We start from the raw sequence: 12,940 nt of genomic DNA on the forward strand, positions 1-12,940 counted from the left end.
TAGGTGTTTTTTGGGGTGATTGTCCTTGTATTATTGCGCTCAAAAATAACGGCGTATTACAAAGTATGAGCCGACGAGGAAACTGCTGGGATAACGCTCCGATGGAACGCTTTTTTCGAGCCTTTAAAACAGAACGCATGCCGCGCTTAGGCTACGAAAGTTTTGATGACGCCGTGTTGGATGTGAGCAGTTATACTGATGATTATTACAATAATGATCGACCACATACACACAACAATGGATTACCACCCATTACAGCAGAAAAAAGGCAGGCCATAATCAACCTGTAGCATATGTGGATATCCGCCTGTTAAGTTCTCCGGTTTTTATTGACCACTACAATATGCCATCTTCGTTCTGCTTGAGGATCGCCATTATCTGGCTGTCTGAATAACGTGACTTTCTCATAGAAAACTCCTTGGAGTGATTTTAATGGAATTCTCTACTCATGACTGCTTCTAGTTTCTTGGGGGATTACATTCCGAATTCATCGTAAGCATTATTTAACAGTGAAAGTAAACGTTAATATTTCTGCAGCAAAAGTTTAACTGTTGAAGCCTAAATTTACTGTTAGAGTGCCGCCGCACCGACACTGCGCTAGCGCAGTGTCGGTGCTTATAACTTTGAACCTAGCTTTCCCCGATTTACAGCAATTCATTTTTTACGTTATCCAAGACAAAAAACTATATTTATCATTATGGATAACAGAACCGGTCAACCTTTCACTGGAATTTAATCTGTTTAATTCACAAGAGATTTACCTTATGTTTGAAAAGCACAGGATAATAAAGAGAAAGTTATTGCTTTTTGTACTGCTTTTACTTAGCTCAGTGGCACTCAATGCCAAGGAGCCTTATACGCGAGCCTTTATTGACTCAGATAGCAACGGTATCGACGATAAAATTGAGCGTTATTTTAATGCGGCATCTAGCACATTCAGTGCATCTAGAGCAGCTAACGAGTTTAAAATATCTAGAGTACTCGAAGCGTCGGCGTCCGCAGCTGATTTAGCCCGCCTAAAACAGGTGCTTAACATCATTGACGCCGACGGTGATGCCGATGGTGATGGCGTGCGCGATGTGCTGGAAGTTTACGGCTATTACAAGTCTAAAGATGCCGAGCTAAGCGGACTAAATAGACGACTCACTGGCGCGGCGTGGAATGAGTTTATTGCACGAGGGGAAAACCAAGCAGCCAATCAATATAAGATGCTGGCCGATGCCTTAAGAACCGCGGGCTGGGTTTCCTGCGTTAACGAACATAACAAAGAGGTCACGTGCATTGCCAACCAGACAGATTGGCGAGCGATCGAAATTTTTGATGAGGAAATCGTAGAAGTTAATATTACACATATAAACGCCTACAACTCGATTGAAAACGCATTTATAAAAACCTTTGGCGAGTATAGCGCTTATATCGAAAATATTGACGTCTATATCGAAGAGTTTTTACGTAATCCCGCTTATGATGTTGTACCACCGAGAAACGGCGCAGAGACATACTATACCGACCCCACTGAGTACAGCACAGATTTCGACCCGTTTTCTGACTATGAAGAAGCTCTCGGGGCTTTTAACGGCTTGTCGCTTACTCGTGGCTCTGGCCACCCGTTAATCGCAGCATTACCTGAAATCACTACGAGTATTAAGTCTTACACGATTACAGACATTGTCGAACTAAGAGACACTGGTGGAGAGGTAATCACCGATACCGAAGTACATCGTGTTACCCAAAGTCGATCCTTTAGCCAAGGCCGGGTTTTTGGAGGTTCGATAGAAATAAAGCCTTTACAACTTAAGGATTCTAGTTTCACTATCAGTTTTTCTGAAAGTAAAACCTGGACAATGGGCTCTGCTGTCAATGAAGAACAACGCCGCTCTTTTGCTTCACTTAATCAAACAACGGAAGTGACTAATGCTAGCTGTTTTTCGAAAATTAAAATTGCTGCTGAAGTAAAAAATACCGGTAATATCAATGCTTTTTCTGCACAACCTGTGTGGGATATTTATATAGGCGACGAGCTTTGGAACCAAGTCTCTGGCGACACCTTTACCCTACTTCCAAAAGAATCGACAAATTCACTGATATTGAGCGGTGTTAACTCCGACTCGAATGCGACATGCCTGACATTGGAGCAAAGCGATTACCTACTTCAGGGCGGGCAAATTGTATTAAGCACCAGCCTCAATACAGCCGAGGTGCCGACCCTCGACAACGGTAATATAACCAGCGACCGAAGCCAAGACTGGTCGGTATATCAGAACATCCTCAAAGCAAATAACACGCGAGTAAAACTAGACTTAACAACAACCTCGGGCAACAACATAGCGAGTACTCTTTGGATCCGCGCATATAATAGCGGTACAAATGATTGGGCACTCTCTATCCAAGAGGCGCTGGCACAAGCCTTTAATCCCGTAAACTGTACGGATATTTCCTACTTAACCTCGCAAGATAATCAAGATCTTGATAATGCGTTGTGTTTCGCAGTGAACCCGCAAAGCGCTATTGAGGACTACTTAATTATTGACCTTGATACAACCAAACTCGTCGTAGATCTATTCGATGTAGAATCTGGTGGACGGCTAGATGACATTGAACAACTGGAAGCCATTGAAAAAATGCCTTACAGGGGTGAAGCTAAAAACGGGTTGACCGTTCTGTGGCCATCTTATGCCAAGGTAACATTGAAAAACAATATCAAAGATTCCCCACATATTCCGCATTCAGAAATACTGATTAAGACTGCGCCAAACCAACCGAATGAAAAGGTGATAGACGTTAGAACAACAGTAACGGATGACTACGGCATACCCTACGGTAACGTGTATTTCTGTATACCGGATGGAAAAGTCTCTAACCTCGCTGATGATCAATGCTTCGAAATGGATTTACATACAAAAAGCAGCAATATAAACCCAGAAACACTGAACTTGAGTGGTTACTATTCTACCCGTATTAACCTTGGTAATAACCAATTAAAGGGTGACGAATATATTAAGGCTATCAGTATCGCCAATGATACCGAAAATAATACAGACATTGGCATTACCCAAAAAATGATCGACAAATACTATTTAGGGGTTTTTGATACCACGAAAAATACCATCGAAGAGCAATTAAACAGAGTCCAACAGTACCGAAAGAGTCTGACACGCTATAGTAGAAGTGAGATTGACCAGCGCGCACTTTTCAATGAAATTCAAAACCACAGCTTAATGATGCCGGTAAATGAAATTTCAACCAAGCTTGCAACATTGGAAAACGCGCTAAACACCTTTGTAACTCAATGCTCTTATTATAGCCCTTCGGAAATTGTTAATTTTGCATCGGTTTCCTCCGACATTGAAGCGTGCAACGCTGCGTATTCAGAGTTTAAGCGGATATCCGAAGAAAACACGGTTGCGGTTTATAGTGTGAATAAATTGCCGTTTAAAAACAAATTGAATATGACGTATAGCAGGATTGGTGGACCCACTAGACATCTCCCCTTACCGGATATAACCTGCAATTTGAATACTGACGAGGTAATAAGTGAACTCAAGCTGGACGACATTGGCATTCGCTCTCCTAGCGCACAGCTTGGTTACCACAGTATGGAACGTACCGGAAAAGTTGACCCCATGTTTGTCTGGAGCGATATAAAATATAAATCATGCGGAAAGATGTCAGAGGTTGATCAACATTGGACATCTTCTCATCTGTCAGCTGACAACACATCGTTACAAGCGCTGGTTGACTTTGGGTGGTCAACTCAAAGGAACGCTACTGAGCTATGTACGGTGTACCGAACGTTTGACTTAAATTACAGAGATGAAGCCGGGAAACCTCAGATTAAGGCGCTTACAGCACAAAACCAATGCTCTATTAATGCCTCTTGGGGTAGCTTAGAGAGTTTTAGTAACTACGACAAGTATAAGCCTACAGGAAGTAAGGGGGCGTTTATGCACCCCATGAACGGATTTAACGCCGCTTCCCTTATGTTAAAAGTGCAATACACGCAGGGGCACCATATCGGCTGGGAATATACTTACCAAGATGTACCCAACAATACGTTAGCGGATATGTCTGAGTACCGTTTAATTTCCGACACAGGTTATTACTTAACCATTGACGATAGCGGTAAGTATCTAAGTTACCAAGAAGAAACTGGCGAAGATAATCAAATTTGGGTAATTGATAAGGTCAATGATCGAGAAGTTCGCCTTAAAGCCAAAAACTTGGATGCCTACATTACTCGAAATGACGTTAAATTAAGTGATAACAACGAACCGCTTTTTGCGGCTCCAAGCGATGACGACAATACCCCAGTAAACTACAACCAACATTGGCGGATTAATGAGATGGATTCCGCTGGTAAATATGAGATTCAATCTGTAGTCGCGCTTCGGCCAATTGGCAGTGCTGGCGGCGTAGGTACGGTACCGGAAGTAAAAACTTGGACAAAAGGTTGGAAATTTGAAAAGGTCAAATCGTTTGCCGATCTGGGGGATGAAGTGGATGTTAGCGATCATGAAGTGGAGCCAGTTTATAGAGGACCATCTAAGCTCCTTTTTGACACGGCTAAGTCCGTAAATAATAGCTTTGATTCAGTGGATTTCGGCGTTACTTTACCTAAAAAACCCGCGGTATTCGCGCATATGCAAACGTTTAACAACGCAGATACAGCTACAACCCGTGTTACAAATGTCACTAGAACCAAGTTCGATGTAAAAATTGAACGGGAGTTGCCCGCTAGTAGTGATGTATCGTATTCGCCTGAAAACGTTGGTTATTTTGCAGTCACAGAGGGTGAAATAGCTAACAAATATGGCGATATCATTGGAGAAGTGGGTTTTGCGGATATCGATCAACTGAGTGAAAATATATTGTATTCAATACCGTTATTACATAACTATGCCGATCCTGTTGCAGTAATTACTTTAAACAGCTCCAATAACGATCAGCCTGTTCATATACGAATACAATCAGTATCTAATAATTCACTAACCTATAAAATTGAAGGTTGGGATAATATTCTCGACAACCGGATGGACCTGCCTGAAACGGTTGCATATATGGTTGTAGAGCGTGGTGATCATGAAGTTAAATTTATGAATAATAACGTAGACATCCATATTTTAAGGGCTAGACATGCAGAGATTGATCATCAGTGGCAACCGACAGACTTTGAAGTGCATTTCTCAAGGGCCACAGTGAACGTCGAAGGCATTATGCTTAGCCAAAGTCAAACTACTAATGCAAGCGATGCCATAGTGACTCGGCAAAAGGTTCGCTTCCGAAGTTATGACCTGAAGCTTCAAGAAGGGGAATCCAGCGACGGTATTCACACTGCCGAAACCGTAGGTATAATTTTGCTGGGTACAGTCTATATGCACGAACTCGATTAACACTCATAGAATATAGTGTAAGGCTCTTAACCTTTAGGTTAGAGCCTTCATTTGTATTTAAGCACTTAGTACATTCAGAGCTGCTCACACTCTTTTGGAGTGAATCAGTAAGCCCAACCAGCTTTGCTGGCTTTAATATTTTTACATTCAATATTTTTACATTCAATATTTTTACAACTGGAGCGTCGCGCGGGCTTATCTGCTCCTCAGCCGCTAGCTAAGAAGTAGCGCTATCGGTTAGTCATCCATATTTTTTGCATGGCTCTTTTCTTTGGAGCATGCCTGCCGTAGCGATTGATTTTCCATAATCATATTAAAACCCTCTAAAGCGCACGTGAGTGCAGTTTTATATTCATTAATTGAAACGGCCAAAGCCAATGGTCTCGACTGCTATGCCTATTTAGAGTATTTACTCACTGAGCTGCCGAGAAATAATTGCGATATTGAAACGCTGATGCCTTGGTGCTTTAAGCAAGCATAATTGCGCTAGGTGTGGTTGGCTGGACGCTTACCTTCATTCGAAGGTTTTGTAGGCTTGAAAAGTGAGTTTCTATTGTTTTAAGTAGGGTGTTTTCAATGGGTATCGTATATTTCAATCTATTGATAATACCGAAATTATACCGTTTTAATTGGGTTAGGTATGACTTAAGGCCTATTGATGAGCTGAAAAGAGTGATCTCGGTCCGCATTTTTTTGAAAATAATACCTAAATGCTTCGATCTACTAAGTGCGTGCTAACTTAATAACGCGTGGCGGCAGGTTTGATAACCTAAAAGGCCGCTTCAGAAAGGGAAGTGGAATACACACCAATTGATATTGACTCTCATTTGCATCTTAATTATTATGCGTTTATAATAATCATTAGCGAATAAAAACATGAAGCATATTTTATTGCCCTTACTAGCAACATCTTCGTTACTAGGCTGCAATTTTGGTGGAGGTGGCGGAGGTGGTAATAAACTTGCAGTATCCTCGGTGAGTTCTATAACGGAGTCTTCTCTTTCTTCGGGGGTATCGTCTTTTGATACTGGCTCATCCAATAGCTACTCTTCTGCAATGGACTCTTCTAGCCAAGAACCCCCTAGCTCTATGGCTCAATCGACGAGCTCGGTAATACATTCTTCCTCTGTACCTGCTGAGGCTCAAAACTTAGAGCTTATTGTATCGGTCACACCGGCTTTAGTCGCCATGTTTGGTGGTGCCGAAGTGAGTTTTACTCAGCGCAGTAGTGATATCACGGTTACAGCTATTGTCAATGATGCCGCGCATATTACGTTGACTGTACCCGCTCATTATGTGCCCGAGGAACCCGCTGAGATCACCCTCACTCAAGGTGTCGCTATACTCAAAGTATTAACGCATAAACTGAGTTTGTATCAGGCGATGAGTGCGCGCATGGCGAGTATGAACACTAGCGTGATACCGCAAAGCGCTACCGCCGATGACCGCCAAGGGCTTGTGATGGTTTCTCCGGCATCTACTGCGCAATTTGCCTACCTTGATAGCGATCAAAATGGACGATTAAGTGATGACGAGTTGGCTCAGAGCACCACGCGATTAAATAGCGCAGAAGATGCCGGCCTTTTGCTAGTCAGTGCTGCCATCGAAATTTTTGTGACCGAGGACGAGGTCAGCGGTACTCAAAAACGTGACAGCTATCAATTGGCACTGGATATGTATGCCGATAGCCAACTACGTCATTTTATCAAAGTACAAAATTATGATGACCTAAAAACTATTATCGATCGCGACTACCCCGAGACCATTACTTTAGCCGCACGCAACCCCGAAACAGACGATTTTTTTAGGGTTGATGAAAATGGTGCATTGCTAGAAGATCAAAATACGGCGTTTGATGCATTGCCGTGGCGTTGCATAGATGATTTGCGCGGCAGAAGCGCACCTTATCGCCAGTATGGTTACGGCATACACATGTGGCATTACGGCGACTCAAATACCGCCACAACTGCTGTTGCAAAAAGCGAGCTAGCTGGTGAGACGGCTCAATTTAATGAAGCTGCATTATGCGGTGTTACGGGTTGGTCAATCCCGACGATTGAAGACTTTGAATTTATTTTAGATGACCAAGCGTCAAAAAAAGTAGCGCGCTTTCCACTGTCATTTCCCTTTTTAGATCAGCGCTATTATTGGGTCAATACCGACAACACACGCTTAACCTATAGCCCTGGTATTTATGATTTAACCATAGGGCAAGTAATTGAGGCACCTGAGTTAACACGTGCTGCGCCACTTTATAAATCGTGGACACGTATTAATGCCGACCCATTAAACCCACCTGCTGAGCAAACATCCAGCGACATTGCGCAAATTTATGACGATATAAAATCCCTTTATGCTGAGCGCAATCCTTTGACTTGGCCGCAACCGCACATTGATGACAATATCGACTGGCAGCCACTGGGGTTACTACCTATAGTTGAGTATCCCGAAGACAACCCTTATTCAGAAGACGCTAAAGAGCTTGGCAAGCGATTATTTTTTGATGCCCGTTTATCGCTGCATCGCAATATTGCTTGTGCAACATGCCATAGTCCGGCACAAGGGTGGGATGATAATTTATTGGCTTCGGTTGGTGACGCAGCGCAAGTGGGTATGCGTAATGCCCCCTCGATTATTAATATTGCCCAGCATTCGAGCTTCTTTTGGGATGGCCGTGCCGCCACTTTAGAGGAGCAAGCATTAGGGCCTATTGTCAACCCTGTTGAAATGAACCTGAGTTTGCGCGAGTTGACACAGCGCATTGAAAACGGTGACTTTAACGATTATAAAGGGCTGGTTAAAAGTGCTTATAACGAAGAGGCGTTATCACCAGAAATTATCGCTAAAGCGATGGCTAATTATCAGCGTACCATTGTGAGTACAAATACCAAATTTGATCAGTTTTTACGTAACGAGCGCAGTTTAACTAATCGTGAATTATGGGGCTTACACCTATTTAGAACCAAAGCGCGGTGTATGAATTGCCATTTTGGGCCTAACTTTACCAGTGGTGGCTTTGAAGATTTAGGGTTGTCGGATTACAATCGTAATAATCAAGATTTAGGGCGCTACACTGTGACTCTAAAGCCAGAAGATGTGGGTAAATTTAAAGTATCATCACTGCGTGAGCTTTTGCATACGGCGCCTTACATGCATACAGGGCGCTTTGATTTTGATGAGTTATTTACCTCTTATAATAATGCCATGGGGGTACGTAATATCTCGAATAAACTTAAAATTAATGAGTATCGCTATGACCCTATGTTCCCGGTAGGCTCCAGTAAATTACAGGTATTAAACCTAACCGATGCTGAAATAGAAGCTCTAAAGAGCTTTGTGGAAACGCTGAGTAGTCGTGCGCCCCCACTCGAGTAGTCGCTTATACAGCCTGCCGAATAATCGGGCTTTGACCCGAACCGCTGATCACAAAAACTAAGTCAGACTTGGCGCCAGCTTGGGTGACGGTCTCTTGTATGAGCTTAAGAGAATTCTTAGACAGATATTCCAAAAAAAAATAACACTAAATATTATCGACTATTGTATCGCCAGGCCAAAACAATCGCTAACAACGCATTAATGCAATAAAAAGCATAAAGAATCAACTCAAACCCAAGCTAGTAATGCGGGGTTATGTAGTTGGGTAGAAGCCTTTTGTAAAAGTGCCTGTGTAGTTATCTTTCTTATTAGTCTGCCTAGTAATGTGTCACTGATTTTTCTCTCGCTGAAAAATGCCTCTTTGAAAATCAAAAAAATACCGAGCCATTGCGACTCGGTACGATAAATTAGCGAGTAATTACCAGAGTATGGTTGCTCTGGCATTTTCTATGTTGTAGCTATCCATGTGTGTTGATTAAATTGTGTACCGCAAAGATCAACACGCTCTAGTTGCTGCATATGTTGAGATTATCAATGCCGCACTCAACTAAATCGCCCGCGTTACTGCCATCAGAGCATTGAATACGCAGCTGAACATTCGCACCTGCGGGAACACTGGCGCTTACTTTTGTCCATTGTGCATCACTTGCTGTATCACCATTAGCCGCAATCGAGCGATAAGTGCGACCGCCATCGGTAGAAAGCTCTAGGCGAAAAAAATCACCACTGCTGTCATCGCCAGAATCTCGCTGGCCGTGAAAATAAGCCGCGGTCAATATTGAAGGTGAAGATACCGAATAAACTGGAGAAGATGCTATGCAGTTTCCTCCATCCACATCAGCATTCCCGGCGCTGATATTGGAAGCAGTATAATAAGCGCTATTACCTTCAAAGGCGTTGCCAACCTGTGTGGTAATGCCGCCACTGGTTTGCAGGCTAGGTGTGCCCGCAATATAGCGGCCGGTTGAGCACGTAGAGTTACGGCTGTTAGACCAACCGCCGCTACCTCTTTCAAAGCTTTCTTCCAGGCTACAAACGACGGGTGTAGCTGTATTATCGATCATCAGAAATTCGGCACTGACCGCCCCCCATATGCCTCGACTGTCGCGGCTACGCGTATAAATAATATGCCGCCCTTGGCTTAAACCCGATGTGTCGATACTGCCGCTTACTTCTTCAATTTTTTCATTAAACTGACCATCATTGGCTGAAAGGCTAATAGCGTTCGCACCGTTTTGCCAAGGTGGCGTGTCTATATAAACTTCTACCGCCGTAATATTTTGAGTAGGTTCAATACCGTTGCGTGAACTGAATCGTGTATCAGTGGCTGTTGCACTAAGCGTTATTACTGTCCCTGCGGGCACTCCAATAGTTGAAGCTCTGCCCGACAAACTTAAGCCAGTAATATCGGGGCCAGACGGCGTGATGTAAGGGGTGCGCACGACTTTAGCGGCATAAATTAGTGCAGGAAGGTTGCCAGGCAATATTTCATTTTCAAAGACATTACAATTTTGAAAGAACTCAGTGCCTAGTTCAAAAGTGTAGGATGGGACACCTAGCTCACCATAGCTGACGCTATCAGTTGTACCGTCAGTAGGGTAAAGGCCAATAGCTTGTTGGGGGTCATAGCCATTAAAAAACGCAAATTTTCGCCCTAATGTTTGTAACGCAGTACCATTGGGCGCAGCACGGTTTTTATCACCCCAAGGCCACAATACCAGTTCGCTAAAGCTATGGATGTCAATATGGATGCCGCTTGTATCCACTGGAGCTGCATCATTGTCGCTAGGGCCTCGACGATCAGGGAAGAGATTGCGTATGTAGCTTTCCATTGCTCGAGTTTCAGGCTCAGAACCTGCAAATGGACCTCGGTAGGTAGAGCTACATTGGTTGTCGCTTGAACCATTACCATTGGTAATATTCCAGCGATCAGTAAAGTTTCTATTAAGATCGACGCCGCGGTTGTTGCTTTGCCGAGAGCAAATATTCTGGTTGGTGTTTTTACGCCATAACAGACCCGTTTCTGCGCGTTTGCGCCCGTCAGGGTTAGTTTGTAGCATCAAGTGTGTCTCGTGATTGTCCATTATCCAGGTTGCATCGGCATTATTGCCATAACCCTCTACTAGCCACTTAGCAAAAGCGAGTGAGAGTGGTGCAGTGGCATACTCGCGGGCATGAATAGCAGAATTAATAAAAAGCTTGGGTTTATTGCGAATAGTATTGTTACGGGTAAGTACGAGAACACGAATATCGTAGCCACCTGTTCCTTGCGTTTTGGTCCAAGAATCCCCCGCATCGACAATACGGGTAAGGCTGGGGTATTGGTCAACTAGGTTGTTCATGCTGGTAAAAGTTTCTTCTACCGTTTCATAGCAGTCATATCCGGGAATGCCAATAAAATCGGCTCGACTATCTGTGCTGGTAATAGAGGTATTACGATCTGTTTTCTTTTCAAGAGATAAGTTGTGTTGAGTGCTCCAGTTGTCTTTGATGCTCTTTAGTACTTGCTTGCGCTTTTGCATAAACTCTTCAGCTGACCGAAATGTAAAACCAAAGGGTGCTAGTCGCTCTTTTTCTTCTTCAGTGAGTTCAAGTACTAAGTATCCTTTTTCATAGTTGGCTTCTAACAGCTGTCCATGCAAGCTAACCACTGCTTTTCTCGCTGTTTTTTTGTCAGGGAAATAGGCATTGTAAATATTAGTCGCGTTTTCTTCCTGAATTATCGCTTCATGTAAATACGTTGGCATATGCGAAGGTTTTTGCGATAAAGTATTAGCGCTATAGAGTAAAGCAAAGCAAGCGACAGAGATTTTTTTAATCATAAGGAGTTTTTCCTCTAGCTGGATTAGGTTTTAGTCGAGTTATATTTAATAAAGTATTTTTTATGAATACTTTATAATACTGTTATGTAATAAATTTACGTATATTGCAAATTGTTGTTAATTAGTTATCTGTATTAATAAAAATTATCAATACAGGTGCAGGTGGAAGTTACGACAGTTAGGTACCTGCTATAAGTAATAAGGCGCCATAAAAATAATTTTAACGTAATACATTTTTACTTATTCATTTATTAGATGGAAAATATTAATGAATAAGTAAAAATTCACTGCATGTGTTATGCCATGCTTAACGAGTTTTAATTTTTAATGCTATAGGCTTTATATTTGACAGTTTATTATTTATTCTAAAAAATTATTTTTACTAGATATTGTTTTTTAGTGATTTATCCCAAGGTTCGACAGTTTTTTAGGGGTAATCTCTAAACTTTATAAAAATGCATAGTGTATTTTCTACTCGTTTGAGTATTACTGCATTTAAGTGGTGTGTTATTTATTGGTTGAGTCGACGCACACTATTTAGCTGCATCTATTTTTTCGTCCTTATTTGTTGCAGTACGGTACGTTTTGGTGCAAGCTCAAAGAAATCCATTAAAATAAAAATTTACTTAGACTAGCATGGCAAAAATAAATGGCGCAAAACGTCATTGGTTGGCATATTGCTATACTTAAATAATAACCACTATTACATGATCGCTGAAACGTGCATGGAACATTTGATTTTTAAATTTTAAGTGCTTTCTCCAAGTCATATTCAGAGATGTCTAGTGCCAATGAAAGGAGAGCGGGGCGCGCTTTTTATTACTCGGCATATGAAGTAATCGTTAATTGTATATGACGTCGTATTTTCATGCCTGTCGCGTATTTCATGCGGAAATAAATAAAACGCTGACACAATACAGCCATTGACGATCGCTATTCACATTAATGCCTGTCTCATCCATGTAAGCAGGTGGTGTTTTTGAACTGCTCTTTAATAACTTTCTCTATACCAGAGATCACCAATAATGCAGAAGCTAGTCGGTTAAAGTTAAAGATCACTTCTGGTTCAGTTGGATATTCAGTCGCCGAATGTTTTTAATATTGACAACTTGGCGTCGCTCAAAGCCTACTAAGGTAGATTGGTCTTTGGATAGTATTCTTTATCCAATTTAATCACATAAATATGATCGAGGTCGTCATACTGCATCAGTCTATTCCTAGGCAATTATTCAGCAAGCTAATCACCAATAAGAGTATTCCACAAGCCGTGCGCATTGAGACTGATAGCGTTTTATTTGGGGTGTTGCATTATCGTAATTAGGGCTGAATAGTGACAAATTTTAAAGACTTTTA

5 protein-coding genes are annotated in these 12,940 nt (G+C 42.2%); 4 read left to right on the forward strand and 1 reads right to left on the reverse strand.

Annotation, left to right across the window (positions count from 1 at the left end; all coding sequences use genetic code 11):
• The 4 genes from AC438_RS15825 to AC438_RS15835 all read left to right on the forward strand — a co-directional run.
• The coding region (locus AC438_RS15825) for an integrase core domain-containing protein (RefSeq protein WP_156317117.1) at positions 1-290 on the forward strand (290 nt) is incomplete at its 5' end.
• A 474-nt stretch (positions 291-764) separates the two neighbouring features.
• Positions 765-5,390, forward strand: coding sequence for a binary toxin-like calcium binding domain-containing protein (locus tag AC438_RS15830; protein ID WP_156312625.1), 4,626 nt, complete (start codon positions 765-767; stop codon positions 5,388-5,390).
• 334 nt (positions 5,391-5,724) lie between these two features.
• On the forward strand, positions 5,725-5,871 hold the full coding sequence (locus AC438_RS16675; protein WP_394203722.1) for a transposase domain-containing protein: 147 nt from the start codon (positions 5,725-5,727) through the stop codon (positions 5,869-5,871).
• Between the two features lie 395 nt (positions 5,872-6,266).
• On the forward strand, positions 6,267-8,765 hold the full coding sequence (locus AC438_RS15835; RefSeq protein ID WP_053982237.1) for a cytochrome-c peroxidase: 2,499 nt from the start codon (positions 6,267-6,269) through the stop codon (positions 8,763-8,765).
• Between the two features lie 506 nt (positions 8,766-9,271).
• Here the strand turns inward: AC438_RS15835 and AC438_RS15845 are convergent.
• Complete coding sequence (locus AC438_RS15845) at positions 9,272-11,587, reverse strand: M14 family metallopeptidase (RefSeq protein ID WP_053982239.1); 2,316 nt, start codon at positions 11,585-11,587, stop codon at positions 9,272-9,274.
• Positions 11,588-12,940 lie beyond the last annotated feature (1,353 nt).

It is taken from the genome of Marinagarivorans algicola (genome assembly GCF_001292705.1).
In the GTDB taxonomy this organism is placed as follows: Bacteria; Pseudomonadota; Gammaproteobacteria; order Pseudomonadales; family Cellvibrionaceae; genus Marinagarivorans; species Marinagarivorans algicola.